The organism is Microbacterium sp. Leaf203, assembly GCF_001421275.1.
Classification (GTDB): domain Bacteria; phylum Actinomycetota; class Actinomycetes; order Actinomycetales; family Microbacteriaceae; genus Microbacterium; species Microbacterium testaceum_A.
In genome coordinates, this window is record NZ_LMKF01000022.1 from 413,599 (window position 1) to 429,765 (window position 16,167).

General features: G+C 71.7%; 18 protein-coding genes. 10 read left to right on the forward strand and 8 right to left on the reverse strand.

The features are described from left to right. The first annotated feature begins 127 nt into the window (after positions 1–127). From ASE56_RS03205 to ASE56_RS03215, 3 genes are all read left to right on the forward strand, one after another. Entirely contained in the window at positions 128–952 is an 825-nt protein-coding gene (locus tag ASE56_RS03205; protein ID WP_056224851.1) for an ABC transporter ATP-binding protein, read from the forward strand. Next, a complete protein-coding gene (locus ASE56_RS03210) occupies positions 949–2,277 on the forward strand; it encodes an FtsX-like permease family protein (protein WP_056224853.1) in 1,329 nt (442 codons plus the stop codon). The genes ASE56_RS03205 and ASE56_RS03210 overlap by 4 nt, the downstream gene beginning before the upstream one ends. A gap of 119 nt (positions 2,278–2,396) precedes the next feature. Continuing rightward, positions 2,397–2,807, forward strand: a complete 411-nt coding sequence (locus tag ASE56_RS03215; protein WP_056224856.1) for an NUDIX domain-containing protein — start codon at positions 2,397–2,399, stop codon at positions 2,805–2,807. A 32-nt stretch (positions 2,808–2,839) separates the two neighbouring features. Here the strand turns inward: ASE56_RS03215 and ASE56_RS03220 are convergent, their stop codons facing one another. The 3 genes from ASE56_RS03220 to ASE56_RS03225 form a co-directional block, all read right to left on the reverse strand. Continuing rightward, complete coding sequence (locus tag ASE56_RS03220; protein WP_056224861.1) at positions 2,840–4,327, reverse strand: SDR family oxidoreductase; 1,488 nt, start codon at positions 4,325–4,327, stop codon at positions 2,840–2,842. A 164-nt stretch (positions 4,328–4,491) separates the two neighbouring features. Next, positions 4,492–4,638, reverse strand: coding sequence for a hypothetical protein (locus ASE56_RS16815; protein ID WP_156371588.1), 147 nt, complete (start codon positions 4,636–4,638; stop codon positions 4,492–4,494). A gap of 9 nt (positions 4,639–4,647) precedes the next feature. Beyond that, the gene (locus tag ASE56_RS03225) at positions 4,648–5,838 is read right to left on the reverse strand and encodes an acyltransferase (protein ID WP_156371589.1); all 1,191 of its coding nucleotides are present in this window, start codon (positions 5,836–5,838) and stop codon (positions 4,648–4,650) included. Positions 5,839–6,083: 245 nt separating this feature from the next. Between ASE56_RS03225 and ASE56_RS03230 the strand changes: the two genes are divergently transcribed. The 3 genes from ASE56_RS03230 to ASE56_RS03240 all read left to right on the forward strand — a co-directional run bounded on the left by ASE56_RS03230 (position 6,084) and on the right by ASE56_RS03240 (position 9,338). Continuing rightward, on the forward strand, positions 6,084–6,485 hold the full coding sequence (locus ASE56_RS03230; RefSeq protein WP_056224868.1) for a hypothetical protein: 402 nt from the start codon (positions 6,084–6,086) through the stop codon (positions 6,483–6,485). 94 nt (positions 6,486–6,579) lie between these two features. After that, positions 6,580–8,415, forward strand: coding sequence for a long-chain fatty acid--CoA ligase (locus ASE56_RS03235; RefSeq protein WP_056228113.1), 1,836 nt, complete (start codon positions 6,580–6,582; stop codon positions 8,413–8,415). Next, the gene (locus ASE56_RS03240; RefSeq protein ID WP_056224870.1) at positions 8,412–9,338 is read left to right on the forward strand and encodes a DUF1295 domain-containing protein; all 927 of its coding nucleotides are present in this window, start codon (positions 8,412–8,414) and stop codon (positions 9,336–9,338) included. The genes ASE56_RS03235 and ASE56_RS03240 overlap by 4 nt, the downstream gene beginning before the upstream one ends. A gap of 15 nt (positions 9,339–9,353) precedes the next feature. On the opposite strand, the gene ASE56_RS03245 is transcribed toward ASE56_RS03240, so the two are convergent. The 3 genes from ASE56_RS03245 to ASE56_RS03255 form a co-directional block, all read right to left on the reverse strand. Further along, positions 9,354–10,100 carry a L,D-transpeptidase family protein gene (locus ASE56_RS03245; RefSeq protein WP_056224873.1) on the reverse strand — a complete coding sequence of 249 codons (747 nt, stop codon included), beginning with the start codon at positions 10,098–10,100 and terminating at the stop codon, positions 9,354–9,356. A gap of 83 nt (positions 10,101–10,183) precedes the next feature. Next, positions 10,184–10,984, reverse strand: coding sequence for a hypothetical protein (locus ASE56_RS03250; RefSeq protein WP_056224876.1), 801 nt, complete (start codon positions 10,982–10,984; stop codon positions 10,184–10,186). 171 nt (positions 10,985–11,155) lie between these two features. Beyond that, positions 11,156–11,818: an ArsR family transcriptional regulator gene (locus ASE56_RS03255; RefSeq protein WP_056224879.1), complete on the reverse strand. Its 663-nt coding sequence runs from the start codon at positions 11,816–11,818 to the stop codon at positions 11,156–11,158. 138 nt (positions 11,819–11,956) lie between these two features. Between ASE56_RS03255 and ASE56_RS03260 the strand changes: the two genes are divergently transcribed. Continuing rightward, positions 11,957–12,220 (forward strand): DUF6458 family protein, encoded by a 264-nt coding sequence (locus ASE56_RS03260; protein WP_056224881.1) that lies wholly within the window; start codon positions 11,957–11,959, stop codon positions 12,218–12,220. A 53-nt stretch (positions 12,221–12,273) separates the two neighbouring features. Next, positions 12,274–13,290, forward strand: a complete 1,017-nt coding sequence (locus ASE56_RS03265; protein WP_056224882.1) for a serine/threonine-protein kinase — start codon at positions 12,274–12,276, stop codon at positions 13,288–13,290. A 7-nt stretch (positions 13,291–13,297) separates the two neighbouring features. Here ASE56_RS03265 and ASE56_RS03270 read toward each other — a convergent pair whose 3' ends face one another. After that, positions 13,298–13,957 carry a HEAT repeat domain-containing protein gene (locus tag ASE56_RS03270; protein WP_056224885.1) on the reverse strand — a complete coding sequence of 220 codons (660 nt, stop codon included), beginning with the start codon at positions 13,955–13,957 and terminating at the stop codon, positions 13,298–13,300. Between the two features lie 56 nt (positions 13,958–14,013). After that, positions 14,014–14,541 carry a hypothetical protein gene (locus ASE56_RS03275; RefSeq protein WP_156371590.1) on the reverse strand — a complete coding sequence of 176 codons (528 nt, stop codon included), beginning with the start codon at positions 14,539–14,541 and terminating at the stop codon, positions 14,014–14,016. A gap of 48 nt (positions 14,542–14,589) precedes the next feature. On the opposite strand from ASE56_RS03275, the gene ASE56_RS03280 reads away from it, so the two are divergent. Together ASE56_RS03280 and ASE56_RS03285 are read left to right on the forward strand one after the other, a co-directional pair. Further along, the gene (locus tag ASE56_RS03280) at positions 14,590–14,943 is read left to right on the forward strand and encodes an SdpI family protein (protein WP_056224888.1); all 354 of its coding nucleotides are present in this window, start codon (positions 14,590–14,592) and stop codon (positions 14,941–14,943) included. A gap of 236 nt (positions 14,944–15,179) precedes the next feature. Then, positions 15,180–16,115: a nuclear transport factor 2 family protein gene (locus ASE56_RS03285; protein ID WP_056224889.1), complete on the forward strand. Its 936-nt coding sequence runs from the start codon at positions 15,180–15,182 to the stop codon at positions 16,113–16,115. The last annotated feature ends 52 nt before the right edge of the window (positions 16,116–16,167 follow it).

The window sequence follows — 16,167 nt, forward strand, 5'->3', positions numbered from 1 at the left end:
TCATGCGTGCGATCTCTGCGGGGCGAAAAGACCAATTCGGAGGGTGAACGACAGATCGATCCCGAGGACGACGCGGATACCTCGCGGGACGGACGCCCCGGGTGGCCGGGATCGCTGGGATGGAACCATGACCTCCTCACCTGTGCTCACCGCCTCCGGCCTCGTCAAGCAGTACGGCGAGCTGCGCGCCCTCGACGACGTCTCGCTCACGATCCGCGCCGGCGAGTCCGTCGCCGTGATGGGCGCCTCGGGCTCGGGCAAGACCACCCTGCTGCACTGCCTCGCGGCGGTCATCGCCCCCGACGCGGGCTCGATCGTGTTGAGCGCCCCCGGCACGGCCCCGCGCGAGCTCGTCGGACTGATCGAGGGCGAGCGAGCTCGGGTGCGCCGCGAGTCGCTCGGATTCGTCTTCCAGGAGCACCTGCTGCTGCCCGAACTCACCGCGGTCGAGAACGCGGCACTCCCCCTGCTGTTGAAGGGCATGCGCCGGCCGGATGCCGAGCGGCACGCGGCCGTCTGGCTCGCCGCCCTGGGGCTCGCGGGCCTCGAGGGCCGGCGCATCGGGCAGCTGTCGGGTGGTCAGGCGCAGCGTGTCGCGATCGCGCGCGCCCAGGTGACCGGCGCTCCCGTCGTGTTCGCCGACGAGCCGACCGGGGCCCTCGACTCGGCCACCTCGTCCGAGGTGCTCGACGCCCTGCTGCGCGCGACCACGGGCCAGGGCCGCACCCTGGTGATGGTCACGCACGATGCCGACGTCGCCCGCCGCTGCTCGCGGATCGTGCGGGTGAGCGACGGGCGGATCGTGGGCGATTCGGCTCGGGATGCCGCGGAGCCGGCGCGTCCGGCGAGCGCGACGCCGGAGGCGGCTCCGCTCTGGCCGGCCCCCGCCGCGACCTCGGCCCAGGCCCCTGCCTCGGCCCCCACCTCCACCTCGACGGAGGCGGCCCGATGAGCACCGTCCTGCCCCTTGCCCGCCTGCTCTCGCGCCCCGCGCGCCAGGGCCGGGCCGCGATCGCCCTCCCCGTCGTCGCGTTCGCCGTCACCACCGCGCTGCTGCTGGTCGTCGCCGGCGGCGCGCGCATGTTCCTCGTGGATCCCCGGGCCGGAGCCGAGGGCGGGCTCTACGGCATCCTGGCCGTCCTCGCCCTGGTGCTGCTCGCGGTGCCCCTGATCACCCTGGGCGCCGCGGCGGCCCGTCTGACGAGTCGTCGCCGCAACGACCGGCTCGCGACCCTCCGCCTGCTCGGTGCGAGCACGCGCGAGCTGTGGTCGCTGACCGTGCTCGAGGCCACCGCGATCGCCGCCGCCGGAGCCGTCGCGGGGGTCGCCCTCTATGCTGCGCTCCTCCCCCTCGTGGGGTTGCTGCCGTTCTTCGGCGGCCCGGTGGGCGTCGGGGCCGTGGTCGTCGATCCGCTGCTGGGCGCCGGGGTGGTGGCATCCGTGGTGCTCATCGGTGCGGTCAGTGCGGCCGCGAGCCTGCGCAAGGTCGCCGTGACTCCGCTCGGTGTGCGCACCCGCAGCGAGGCGCCCGCGAAGAGGACGACCGCCTTCGTCGTCGGCGGCGTCTTGATCGTCGGGGTCGTGATGCTCGTGTCGAATCTCGGAGCCCTCGGTCAGCTGCTCGGGCCGGCCGTGACCATGGCCGTGCTCTTCGGACTGTTCGCCGGGGCCCTCGCGCTGCTCAACCTCATCGGCGCGCCGATCGTCGCCGCCCGCGGTCGGGCGATGGCCCGTCATGCCCGCACCGCCGCCCAGCTGGTCGCCGGTCGCGAGCTCGCCGCGCACGCGGGACCGGCGTGGCGCCGGGTGTCGGGCATGGCGCTCGTGTCGTTCATCGCCGTCGTGGCCGGATGCGGTCTCTCGATCGCGGATGTCGCGAGCGACGCCGGGACGCTGATGTCCGACATCCGCACGGGGGTCCTCGTGACCCTCGGCATCGCCTTCGTGCTGCTCGCGTGCGCGGTGGGGGTGACGCAGGCGGCGTCGGTGCTCGAGGAGCGCGAGCTGATCGTGGGTCTCGACCGGCTCGGCATCCCGGATGCCGAACTCCGCCGCGCCCGCCGCATCACCGTGATGGTGCCGCTGCGATGGGCCTCGGTGGGCGGCGCCGCGCTCGGCCTGATGCTCGCGTTCCCGATCGTCGGGATCAGCCTGATCGTGGCGCCCCTGTCGGTGCTGACGATCGCGCTGACCTTCACCGCGGGCTTCGCGCTGGTCGCCGCGGCCCTGGCGTCGACGCGGCCGATCGTGACCGGCATCCGGCGCGGCGCGCTCTGACCCGGGGCCACCCCCGTGCGTGAGTGTCCACGACACCCGGACGATCTCGAGAGACGTCCGGGTGTTCTGGACGCTCGACGCGCTCGGGCCCTCCCCCGCCCGAGTGCTACCGTGCCCAAGTGATCCCGGATGCCCCTCCCCCGCGCCGCATCCACGTCTCGGCCGCGGTCATCACCGACGCCGACGGGCGTCTGCTGCTCGTGCGCAAGGCCGGCACGACGGCGTTCATGCAGCCCGGCGGCAAGCCCGAGGCCGGCGAGACGCCCGCCGAGACCCTCGCGCGGGAGCTGGCCGAAGAGGTCGGTCTGCGCGTCCGCGCCGACGAGCTCGAGCCCCTCGGGTCGTACGCCGCGAGCGCCGCGAACGAACCGGGGTTCGAGGTCGTGGCCGAGGTCTTCCGCGTCGACATCGGCGACCAGCAGCCGATCCCGGATGCCGAGATCGCCGAGCTCCGCTGGGTCACCGCGGCCACGGCATCCGGTCTCGAGATCGCGCCCCTCGCTCGCGAGTACTTCCTGCCCGCGGGCTGACCCGCTGCGACCGCCGCGCTTCGCGCGTCAGCTCACCAGCTGCCCTTGCTGTAGTCCTTCAGGAAGATGCCGAACAGGTCTTCGCCGGCCTCGCCGCGCACGATCGGGTCGTACACGCGGGCCGCGCCGTCGACGAGGTCGAGCGGGGCGTGGAAGCCCTCTTCGGCCAGGCGCACCTTGGTGAAGTGCGGGCGCTCGTCGGTGATCCAGCCGGTGTCGACGGCGGTCATGAGGATGCCGTCGGTCTCGAACATCTCTCGCGCGCTCGTGCGCGTCAGCATGTTCAAAGCGGCCTTGGCCATGTTCGTGTGGGGGTGGCCCGGGCCCTTGTATCCGCGGCCGAACACGCCCTCCATCGCCGACACGTTGACGATGTACTTGCGACGAGCGGTCGATGCGGCCATCGCGGGGCGCAGGCGGCTCACGAGCAGGAACGGCGCGGTCATGTTGGCGAGCTGCACCTCGAGCATTTCGAGGGGCTCGACCTGGTCGACGTGCTGCGTCCAGCTGTTGATGCGGTCCTCGTCGGGCACGAGACCGCCCGCGTCGATGGCGGTGCCCGCGGCGAGACGCTCGAGCGAGGACGATCCGGCGGCCATCGCCTCGGCGGTCAGTTCGTCGGCGGTGCGCGCGGCCGCGGCGAGGATCGGATGCGCCGAGACGGACTGCGCCAGCGCCAACGGGTGGGCGTCGTTCGTGTGGCCGAAGGTGACCAGCTCGGGCAGGGGGCCGTCCGGAAGCGGTGCGAGTTCGGCATCCACCAGGGGTTTGTACGCCCCCGGTGAGCGCCGGACCGTCTGCGCGGCGTTGTTGATGAGGATGTCGAGAGGACCGTCGGATGCCACGGACTCCGCCAACCCGATCACCTGGGCGGGGTCGCGCAGGTCGATGCCGACGACCTTGAGCCGGTGGATCCAGTCGGCGCTGTCGGGCAGCGACGAGAAGCGGCGCACCGCGTCGCGCGGGAAGCGCGTGGTGATGGTGGTGTGCGCGCCGTCGCGCAGCAGCCGCAGCGCGATGTACATGCCGATCTTGGCGCGGCCGCCGGTGAGCAGGGCGCGCTTGCCGGTGAGGTCGGTGCGGGCGTCCCGCTTGGCGTGGCTCATGGCCGCGCAGTCGGGGCAGAGCTGGTGGTAGAACGCGTCGACGAGCGTGTAGTCCTGCTTGCAGATGTAGCAGGCGCGCGCCTTGATGAGCTCCCCCGCGAACGGCGTGGTCGTGCGCGTGGCGAGCGGGATGCCGCGCGTCTCGTCGTCGATGCGGTCGGCGGCTCCGGTCGCGGTGGCGGCGACGACGGCGCGATCCGCGTCGGCGATGCGCTGGCGCTTCTCTTTGCGCGACTGACGCTTGACGTCTTTGTAGAGCTTGCCGGTCTGGCGGCGCAGGGCGATGTACGCGGGGTCTTCGGGGTCGAGCGAGGAGGCGGCGTCGATGACGCGCAGCGCGATCTCGAGCTCGGTCGGATCGATGGATGCCGCCGACGCGGCGTCTCGATCGGGGCTCAGGGGTGTTTCGGGCACAGGGAAGTGTACCGAGGCGACTCTGGACGATCGGTGGGTCGGGTGTGGCGACCCCGGCGCCCCGCCCGCCACGAGAACAGGAGAAGTCGTCGCAACAGGACGATCCGCCGCGAATCGGCCTGTTCTCGTCGCGCCCCCTGTTCTCGCGGCGGGCGCGGTCCGCGTCAGCGCTGGCCGGACTCGACCCAGCGCGTGTGCGACTTCAGCGCGTGCAGCACGGCGAGGCGCACCGCGACGTACAGCACGGCCCCGACGGCGACCAGGGCCACGCCCCACATGAGAAAGAGGTAGAGGAAGTGGGCTCCGAACATTCCGCGAGCCTAGCGAGAGGCGGCGCGAGCGGCCGTCGACGCGCCCGTCGTCCCGCCGACGGCAGCCCCGGTGCCTTCGGACACGCGCCGCGAGCGGTCGTAGCGCAGCAGCCACTTCTGCGCGGGGATCTCGACGGCCCGGTGCAGCACCCACGCGATCGCGAGGGCGATGGCGAACGCGGCGAGCGCGAGCAGCAGAGCGCGCCGCCACGGCAGCTGCGGATGCCCCTCGGGCCACGACGACGACACCGACGCGATCACGAGCAGGTGCACGAGGTAGAAGGCGAACGACATGCGTCCGAGCTCCTGCCAGAGCGGGCGGGCGAGGAAGGTCGAGCGACCGTGCGCGTCGGCCGCGGCGAGCGAGGCGACCAGCAGGGCGAACGACCCGACGGTGGCGGCGAGGCCCGGGTGGATGTCGGTGCCGGGGATCGGGGGCGCCTCCGACAGAGCGTAGCCCGCGACCGCGAGGGGAAGCGTGTAGCGCAGCTTCCACGGCATCCAGCCTCCGCTCTTCATGAGCAGCGCGAGGGTGACGCCGAGCACGAACTCGGGCAGGCGCAGGAGCGGAGTGGATGCCGCCGACATCGGCACGGGCGAGATCGCGGCGATCTGGGGGGCCAGAGCGACGAGCACGAGCGCGGCCACGACCACGCCGCCGCGCGCGCGGTCCGACAGGCGCACGAGGGGGCGGATGAGGAACGGGAAGCTCAGGTAGAAGAACGCCTCGCACACGAGCGACCAGCTGGCGGGGTTGCCGGCCTGCCACCAGTCCGGCACCCAGCCGTTGACGAGGAAGACGTTCGCGACCAGGGGCGCTCGTCCCGCGGTCTGGATCTCCGGCACGAGGGTCGCCGCGGCGACGAGGGCGAGCCCCACCCCGACGAGGTGCAGGGGGTAGATGCGGGCGAAGCGGTGCCAGTAGAACGACCCGGCGCTCTGGTGCGGCTTGTGACCCCAGGCGAGCACGAAGCCCGACAGGATGAAGAACAGGGTGACGCCGGTCTTGCCGGCCTCGAAGACGAAGGCCCAGACGGTCCCGGCGGTGCCGCCGAAGTACTCGACCGCCATGAGGTGGTGGCCGAAGATCAGCATCGCCGTCGCCCAGCGGAGCCCCGTCAGAGAGGGCAGGTGACGGGCGGGATTCGCGGGACGGGATGCCGTCGGCGCGGCCGTCACGCGAGCCACGGGTGCCGTCATGGTGCTGATGGTCGTCGCCTCCGTGTCGTCTCTCGCGCCGGCGATGAGCGACCCGTGCGGGGCGCACGAGTCCACACCGACCCGGGAGAAGTTACCGGTCGAGTGTCAAGAAATGCCTGGAAGGGCCGGGGCTTGACGGCGACGGCATCCCTTCTCGTGCACGGAAAGGGCCGCGATCCTGGCCCCCGCGGGGCGTCGTGGCTACGCTGGCGGTTCCCGGCCGCGAGCCGGGACGAGCGAGAGGGATGCCGATGAACACGGGCTATCGGGGCGATCTGCCGCCTACGACGAGGGTCCGCCGAGCGCGGATCCTGGCCATCGCCGCGGCCGTGGTCTTCACGGCGCTCGGGATCCTCTTCCTGTCGTTCTCGGGGGACACCCCCCTCTTCCTCCTGGGCGGGAGCGCCACGATCGTTCAGGCAGCGATCATGATCCTCGCCGTCTCCCGCGCGTCCGCCGCGATCCGGGCCCTCTCGATCGGCGTGGCCGTGCTCGCCGTCGCGGGCGGGTCCGCCATCGCCTTCACGTCGTCGGCGACCGACGGCGGCTCGGGGGTGGCATCCCTCTTCGGATTGGCCGCCATCCTGGCGGGCGAGGCCTTCCTCGTCCACATGCTCTCGCGCGCCGTCGAGGTGCACAGCACCTGACCCCGCTCGCGCGGCGGCAATCCGATCGGCGTCTTCCTCCGAAAAATGCGTGGCGGTCCCCCACCCGAGGGCCGTGCACTCGCCCGGAGGAATGATGTTCGAGACGTACACGCCCGCTTTGGCGAGCCTGGACGCGTTCACCAACGTGACCGATCTGCTCGTCCGCCGCGCGGAGGAGGCGCCCGATCACATCGCCTTCGAAGTGCCGGCCGACGGAGGGTGGAAGCCCGTCACCACCGTCGCGTTCCTCGACGCGGTCCGCGCCCTTGCGAAGGGGATGGTGGGTGCGGGGCTCCAACCCGGCGACACCGTGGCCATCATGGCGCCGACGCGCTACGAGTGGGCCGTCGCCGATCTCGCCACGTGGTTCGCCGGGGGTGTGGTCGTTCCCGTGTACGACTCGTCGTCGGCCTCGCAGGTCGAGGCGATCGTGCGCGACGCCCGCGTGCGCCTCGCCGTCGCCGGGACGCGCGCCCACGCCGACCTGCTCGCCGACGCGCTCGCGCAGGCCGAGAGCGAGACGCTCGGTACCTGGGCGATGGCGGGCGTCGACGGCGTCCCCTCGCTCGACGAGCTCAGCGCTCGGGGCGCGGACATCTCGGATGCCGAGCTCGAGGGCCGACGCACCCTCGCCGGCCACGACGACCCGGCGACGATCGTCTACACCTCGGGCACCACGGGTGAGCCCAAGGGGGCCGTGCTCACGCACGCGAACTTCCTCGGCCAGGTGCTGAACATCGCCGCCGCCTACCGTGAGGTCGTCAATCCGCAGGGCAACACGATCATCTTCCTGCCGCTCGCGCACGTGCTCGCCCGCGGCCTGCAGCTCATCTGCATCGCGAGCGGCATGCGCATCGCGCACCTCTCCGAGCCGGCGCAGGTCGTCCCCGCTCTCGCCGTGCTGCGCCCCACCTTCCTCGTGGCGGTTCCGCGGGTGCTGCAGAAGATCCAGTCCGCCGCCGCCGACAAGGCCGCCGAGAAGAACCTCGACCGGGTCTGGGCCCGCGCGGTCTCGACCGCGATCCGCGGCGGTCGCTTCGCCGAACTCCAGGATGCCGGCCACCCGCGCCGCGTTCCGTTCGGCTTCCGCGTGCGAAAGGTCGTCTTCGACGCCCTGTTCTACTCGCGCCTGCGCGCGGTGATGGGTGGTCGCGTGGGGTACTTCCTGTCGGGCGGGGCCACCCTCGACCGCGATCTGTCGTTGTTCTTCCGGGGGATCGGTGTTCCGGTCATCGAGGGCTACGGCCTGACCGAGACGACCGCGCCGCTCACCGGCAATCTCCCGGGGCGCATCGCCTCGGGCACCGTGGGGCTCCCGCTCCCCGGCTCGACCGTGCGCATCAGCCCGCAGGGGGAGGTGCTTGCGCGGGGTGTGGGCGTGTTCTCGGGGTACCGCGATCCGCGTCACGACGCCGAGGCGTTCGTGGACGGGTTCTTCCGCACGGGTGACCTCGGGCGCATCGACGACGCGGGGCGCCTGATCCTCGAGGGGCGTCTGAAAGACGTCATCGTCACCTCGAACGGCAAGACGGTGGTGCCCGCCCGCTGGGAGGGCGCGATCGAAGCGAGCCCGCTCGTGCAGCACGCCGTCATGGTCGGGGAGGGCAAGCCCTACCTCTCGGCCCTGTTGATCCTCGATCCCGAACAGTCGGCCGCGTGGCTGGCCGCGAACGGTTCAGCGCTCGAGCCCGGCACTCCCGGGGCCCTCCGCGCGGTCGACGATCCGCGCCTGACCGCGCACCTGCAGACCGCCGTCGACGCGGCGAACGCCCTCGTGTCGCGCAGCGAGCAGGTGCGTCGCTTCACCCTCGTGCTCGCCGACCTCGACGACCGCGAGCTCGTCACCCCCACTCTCAAGATCAAGCGCCGCGAGGTCCTGCACCGCGCCGCCGAGACGATCGACACCCTGTACCGAGGAGCCGCATCATGACCGCACCCGTTCCCTCCACCTCGGAACGGTCGCCCGCGACCCGGAACCGGACGGCGCTCGTCGCGGTCGTGGTGGCCCTCGTCGTCGGCGCGGGGCTCGCTGTCGCCGGAAGCTTCCGCGGGGCGCTCGTCGGTGGCATCCCGGTCTTCGCGATCGCCGTGACGGCGGCCTTCGTCATCCAGTTCCTCGTCTTCATCCCCTCGGCCGTGCGCCGCACCGAGCGGTTCTTCGACCTGACCGGCAGCCTCACCTTCATCGCCGTCTCGATCGCCCTCGCCCTGCTCGCCCCCGCGCAGGACGCCCGCGGGTGGATCCTCGCCGCGATGGTCGTCGTGTGGGCGGCGCGTCTCGGCTCGTTCCTCTTCGCGCGCGTGCACCGCGCGGGCACCGACGGACGCTTCGACGAGATCAAGACGAACCCGCTGCGCTTCTTTCAGGTGTGGTGCATCCAGGGGCTCTGGGTGGCCCTCACCGCCTCGGCAGCCTGGATCGCCATGAGCGCGGATGCCGCCGACCGGGCGCCCCTCGACGGGTTCGCGGTCGCGGGAATCGTCGTGTGGCTCGCCGGGATGGTGTTCGAGGTCGTCGCCGACCTGCAGAAGCAGGCGTTCCGCGCCGACCCCGCGAACAAGGGCGAGTTCATCCGCACGGGCCTGTGGTCGCGGTCGCGCCACCCCAACTACTTCGGCGAGATCCTCGTGTGGGTCGGTGTCTTCGTCGTCGCCGTCCCCGTGCTGCAGGGCTGGCAGTGGGTCGCCGTGCTGTCGCCGCTGTTCGTGGTGCTGTTGCTGACCCGGGTCAGCGGCATCCCTCTGCTCGAGAAGCGCGCCGACGAGCGCTGGGGCGACCGGGCCGACTACCGCGCCTACCGCGATCGCACCCCGGTGCTGATCCCGGCGCTGACCGCGCGGTCGGGGTCGTGAGGACCGCCCCCGCCGTCAGCTGATGGTGATGGGGGTGCCGAGCGGCAGCAGGTTCGCCAGCTCGGTGATGTCGGCGTTCGACAGACGGATGCACCCGTGGCTGGCCGACTGGCCGATGCTCTCGACGTCGTCGGTACCGTGCAGGCCGATCTGGCCGGGCCCGCCGCCGAAGCTCGAGAGCACGTCCGAGAACGCCGAGAGCCCGAAGGCGAACGGGCCGTAGCCCTCGTTGGTCGGCTCGAGCAGCTCGGTGATGAAGAACGCGCCGTGCGGGGTCGGCGTACCGCCGGTGCCGGTGGCCGCGCTGAACGACTTCACCACCTGCCCGTTCTTGAGCAGGGTGAGCGTGTTGGCTTCGGTCGAGGCTTCGAGGCTGTATTCGAGACGGTGCTGCTGGACGGTGTCGGCCTTGACCCACCCCGTGCTGCCGTTGGGCCGCTGGGCGAGGTGCACCCGCAGCCAGTCCCCCTGCGTCGCGGCGACGAGCAGGGTGAGGGGGGCGCCGGATTCCTGCGGGTTGGTCAGGGTGGTCGTCACGTTGCCGCCGGGCTCGGCGAAGACCTCGAGCGTCGGCCCGGTGGCGGTGGCCGAGGTGGCGGTCGCCGCGGGTGCCGAAGCCGTCGGGGTCGCGGTGGGGATCGGTTGCGCCTCGACGGTCGCCGAGGGGACTGCGTCCGGGGTGGCCGCGGGAGTGCATCCCGCCAGCAAGAGGATCGTCAGAAGCGCCGAGGCGCCGGCGCAGACGGTCGTGCGGGTGGACACGGGGGACTCCTGGGGGTGGGGCGAGAAACGGGAACGCCGGGCCGGAACGAAAGTCCCGGCCCGGCGTCGAAGAACCGTGGCGATCAGCCGGTGAAGGTCGCGGCGCGCTTGACCGGGGTCGCGGGGCCAGCCACGGGAGCGCCGGCAGCCGCGTCCGCGGTGACGGCGAAGGTGAGCGGCGCGGCGCGGACGGCTCCGCCGTCGCTGAAGGCGCTGAGGAAGTACTCGCCCTCGTTGGCGTAGTTCGTGCCGACCTCGGGCACGAAGCGCAGCGTGACGGTGCCGGTGGCGTCGGCGACGGCGTCAGGGCCGGCCTGGTCGCCCGTTCCGGGGGTGGAGATGCCGAACGAGACCGTGGCGCCCGGGGCGAAGCCCGAGAAGGTCGCGGTGACGCCGTTCTTGAGGTACGACGACAACGACTGCGTCGCCGGGATCACCGACGAGGCGGGCTGGGCGACGACGGTGATCGTGGCGCTCGCCGAGGCGGGCAGGGCGCGCAGGAGCACGGCGGAGGGGTCGACCTCGCCCGTCACGGTGATGGTGTGTTCACCCGGAGTCGTGTTCTGGGGCAGGAGGGTGAAGCCCTCGTACGTGCCGTTCTGGTCCGCGACCTCGGCCGTGCCGTTGACCGAGGAGACGGTCAGCGGCTCGTTGTCGAGGGTGAAGGCCAGAGCGCTGTTCGGCGCGAAGTCCTTCGCGGTCAGCGTGAGCGCACCGGTGGGCGTCGCCAGGGCGGAGCTCGACTCAAGCGTGGGAACCGGCACGGGAACGGCCTGCGCGGCGCTGGCCCCGCCGACCGCGAGAGCGGTGGTGAGGATTCCGGCGGAAACGATGGCTGCGGCGCGGCGCCATGCCGTGGCGGTGCGCGGAGTGTCGATAGACATACGGGTGTCCCTCTCAGGAGAAAAGGCAGCGCACGCGCGGGCGATCGGGAGCATTGCCAATGGAATGGGCCGCGCCCGGAATGTCCCGATCTCCGACGATCGGCGAGGCGAGCTACTGCATTGAATCACAACCCGAGAGATTCTTATGAATTCCCTCAGCTCCTGTTTCGATCACGCCCCGACGAGCTGCGCGGCCACCGTCGCGATGCGCGAGCGCAGCTCGGAGACGGTCGTGTCGAACGCCTCGACGCTGCCGGTTTTGGCGGGGTCGCGGATGGACCAGTGCACGTCGTCGCGACCGCGCATCTGCTCGTGCGCCTGGTCGCAGACGCTGATCAGGAAATCGCCGGGACGCGCCACCTGGTCGAGTGATCGGGGCACGGCATCCGGGTCGAGGGGAATGCGATGTCGGGTGGCCGCATCGATCGCTCCGGGATTCACGCGATCGGCGGGATGCATTCCGGCGGAGGCGGCGGGAATGTCGCTGTGGTCCGCCCAGATCGCCTGGGCTAGCTGTGACCGCGCGGAATTGGCCGTGCAGACGAAGACGACGCGCCCCGCGACCGGGGTGGGCACGGCCCCGAGCGCCGAGAACGCCTCGGGAATCAATTGCAGGTACGTGCGGCGCCCGTCGGATTCGGATCGCACCCTCCGCACGATTCCCCGCTCGTGCAGCACATTGGTGTGGAAGGCCACGAGGTTCGATTTCATCCCGAGGGCGGCGGCGATCTCGCTCGACGACATGTCACCGACCGCCAGAAGGTCGACGATTTGCAGACGACCGCGGTCTCCGAGCGCCGCGAAAGCGTCGACTCTGCGCTGAAGGTCGTCCATTATGCACCCCGGGAATGCGCCGCGCCATCGGTCGCAGCAAAAGCGTTTCGCTCAGTAACGTTTGAGCGATCGCGACCGGCGAAGGTCCAAATCACCGGTTGCGATCCCTAGACAAGCACAGCAACGAGGGAGTTTCCCATGGGTATCGGCAGCGGCATCGCACTTTTCGTGATCGGCGCGATCCTGGCCTTCGCGGTCAATCTCGACCTCGGTGGCGTGGCGAATCTCCAGACCATCGGGTACATCCTGATGGCCGCGGGCGTCGTCATCTTCTTGATCAGCCTGGTCTTCATGTTCCGTCGTCGTTCGGTCGAGTCCACGACCCGCTCCACCGTCGACCCGGCCAGCGGCCAGAGCGTCACCACCCGTCGCACCAGCGACAACGGCGACCCCCTCGTGTGACGACCCTGTCCGAGCTCCACCCGCACGGCGACCGGCCTCTCCACGAAGATCCGATGAGCACCCCCGACGCGACGCTCCCGTCGCTCAGGGGTGCCTTCGCGGGGCGCTACCGGCTGATCGAGCCCCTCGGCTCCGACCGCGAGGGCACCGTCTACCGTGCGCGCGACGACGTGCTCGCGCGCGATGTGGCGGTGAAGGTCTTTCCGCTCGACCCCGACGAGGTCGCTCATCCCCGGCGGCGACTCGCGGCCGCGCGCATCCTCACCGCCCTCGATCACCCGTCGCTCGTGACGCTGTACGACGCGCACCTCACGCGCGAGGGGCATGGCTACCTGGTCATGGAGCTCATCCCGGGTCCGACCCTGCGCCATCATCTCGACGACCACGGCGCGCTGGCTCCCGACTTCGCCGCGGGACTGCTCCAAGACGTGGCCGAGGGCCTCGCCGCGATCCACGAGGTCGGCATCGTCCACCAGCACCTCGAATCGTCGAACGTGCTGTTGCGCCCCGAGCGCGCCGCGCCCCGCCCCTTCACCGCCGTCCTCGCGGACTTCGGCGTGACGCAGGTGCTCGGCGCCCGGCCCGCCACCGCGCAGACGCATCCGGATGCCGAATACCTCCCGCCCGAGCGACTGCACGGAGAGCCCGCGACACCGGCATCCGACATCTACGCCCTGGGCTTGTTGGCGCAGGAGATGCTCACGGCCGAGGGTCCGTTGAGCGGCGGTGCGATGCAGGAACTCGTGCTCGGCCCCCTGGACTACGACCCCGAAGTGCCGCAGGGCTTCGGCTACGGCTGGGAGGTGCTGCTCACGGCCATGACCGACCCGAACCCCGCGGGGCGTCCGACCGCCGGCGAGGTGGCCGATCTCGCGCACGAGCTGCGGAGCGGGCCCGTGCCGGAGGATTCACCGGCCGTCGCCGCGGTCTCGGCGGACTCCACCGCCGTGGCCGCCGTCACCACCGATGCCGAGCCGGTCACCGCGCTCCGCGCCGTGAACCAGGCCCGGGAGACGTCGGCGCGACGCCGTCGGCCCCCGCTGTGGGCCTGGGTCACGCACTACCACTGAGCCGCGTTCAGTCCTCCGCGGGCAGCGCGCGCTGAGCGACCAGGCGCCGCGCCTCGACCGCGGCGGCGGCGAAGTCGGCATCCGGGTCGTCCATGATGATCGCGGTGGCCCGCGCGTGCGCGCTGACGACGTCGTACGGCGAGGCCGCCGCGCGTTCGACGGTGGGCTCGGCGCGCCAGCCGATCGCGGCGAACGCCCGACTGAGGCTCCGCTGCGTGTCGTGGTCGCCCCGGCCGAACTGCGTCGACAGCTCGTCGGCGAGGCGTTCGCGCTGATCGTCGGGAACGAGTCCGGATGCCGTCCGCCAGGCCGCCCGGGCCACCTCGGGGTGTCTGTCGCGCAGCACCGCGGGCGTGATCGCCGTGTAGGCGACCGGGTCGCCGATCTTCGACAGGGTGTGCAGGGCCTGGCTCCGCGCCTGGGGGATCTCGGACCCCACCGAGGGGAGCAGGGCGGGCACGGTGCGCGCGGGGTCGTGGCGCGTGAGCGCCCACGTGAGCATGTCGCGCACGAAGAAGTCGGATTCGACCGCGCACCGCGCCACGAGCACGTCGACGTAGCGATCATCGGGTCGCGTTCCCGCGGCGAGCGCGGCCTGCAGCCGGGCCGAGGCGTCGGAGTGCTCGAGGGCCGCGCGCAGCCGGTCGGCGGGTGTGGGGTCGGTCATGGTCGATCCCTCCTTCGGATCCAGCGTTTCACGGCCCGGGGCGGGGTGGGCCGTGCTCAGTCGACGCGCGTGAACCGCCAGCTCTTGCCGTTCTCGCCGCACTCGGGCATGCGCGGGCTGTTCCAGTCGGGGTCGCGCAGCACCGAGCCGCCCTTGCCCGCGCGCAGGATGAGCGACGAATCGTCGAACTGCACCCGGATCCCCCACTCGCCGACGACCTCCCAGGTGGCGGGCCCGGTGTAGACGCCCGTCCCCGCGGGCGCGAAGCAGAGGTGCCGGCGGCCGTTGCGGTTCTGCCGGGCCTCGTCGCGGTCCTGACGCGTCACGTCTCCGCGCGGGGCGTCGACGACCTCCGCCGTACCGTCTCGCTGCAGCCGGATGCGCATCTCGCTCCCGGGCACGGCTCCGTCCAAGGCCCCGCGCCATTCGACGGGAGCGACGGAATCGCGCACCGCGTGATCTTTGGCGCTGGTGAGACTCGCCCCCGCGACGACCGCGATCACGAGCACCACGATCGCCAACAGCAGGCCCCGGCGTTCCCGGAACACACGCGGAAGCCGCGGGGCGCGATCTGACGAGGACATCACGTGGAGCGTACGACGGCGAGCGTATGTCAGGCGTATCCTCTCGCCATGAGCACAGGGGCGATCATCCTCGCCGTCGTCGGTCTCGCTTTCATCCCCATCCTCGCCCTGTGCGGGCGCGGGGTCATCCCGAGGGGCTGGGGAGTCGGCATCCGGCTTCCCGCCATCCAGCAGAGCGACGCGGCGTGGCGGGCCGGGCACCGCGCCGCGGTGCTCCCCTATAGCGTGTTCGCTCTCGTGGCGGTCGGTGTCGCGGTCCTGCCGCTGGCGGTCCCGGCCCTGTCAGACGCCCATCCCGCCCTGACCGCGGTGGTCATCATCGCCGGACTCGTCGCGGGCGGCATCGTCGGCAGTCGCGCGGCCGACCGGGTGGCGTCGGACCCCGATCTGCGCGACGCCTGAGCGGCCGGCGGGCTTATGAATCCGCCCAGCGTCGACCGCCGTCGCCACGAATCCGACCTCGAGGTCAGTACCTAACGATCAGGTGCGTACGTGTGCGCGCGACGGGATCTTGCGATCCTGCCTGTACTCCACGAGCCGCCGATCGCGTGCTCGTGTCTCCACCGGTCACCGTCGCCGAGAGGACCACGAGTCGACGGAACGGTGACTCGAAGATCCGCACTGCGTAGGAGAACACCATGCCCCCCTTCACCCCCCGAATCACCCGCGCGGCCGCCCTGGTCGCCGGGGCGGCCATCGTCGCCGGACTCGTCGTCGCCGCACCCGCCAACGCCGCACCCACGACCGGATCGCCCGCGTCCACGGCCTCCTCCGACGACCGGCAGAACGTCGGCGCCGAGGAGTTCAACGCCTGCCTCATCCGCACGCTCTTCGCCACGACGTTCGCCAATCCCGACAGCCCGTTCGCGCAGGCGATCGCGGGTCAGCTCGTGGCTCCGGATGCCATCGCCCACGGCAGCGGAACGGCATCGGGCCCGCAGGGGCTCCTCGCACAGTTCGCGGCCGACCGGGAACGCCTCCCCGGCGCTCAGGCCGTGATCAAACACCTCGCGTCCGACGGAGACCTGGTCGCGGTGCACTGGCAGATCGCCCCCGACCCGAGCGATGAGCGCCGCGGTGACGCGGCCGTCGATCTGTTCCGCCTGCAGGACGGCAAGATCGTCGAACACTGGTCGCTCGACCAGGCGATACCGACCGGCACCCCGGCCAGCGGGAACACGAACACGATGTTCAGCGACCTCTACCGCCCGTCGCAGCCCACCCCGCCCCCGACCGAGCAGCAGGAGGAGAAGAACCGCGTCTTCGCCGTCTCGGCCTACAACACGCTGTTCCGCGACAAGGACGTGTCGATCCTCGACCGGGCGTTCGACCCCGCGTACCTGCAGCACAACTCCATCGCCCCGAACGGGACGGCCGCGATTAGGCAGCTCTTCGGCAGCGGCGTCCAGTTCCCGGCGCAGCAGTCGGTCATCTCGCTGTCGGACGGCGACATCGTCTGGACGTTCTCGCAGGCGGTGGGCGCCAAGCCCGACGACCCGCTGCTGGCGGCCGATCTGTTCCGCGTCGACGGCGGTCTGATCCGCGAGCACTGGGACGTGGTTTCGACCCGCTGAGGATCAGCAGAGGCGGTGGGCCCGCTGCGGGACGGGCCCACCGCCGCGCCCG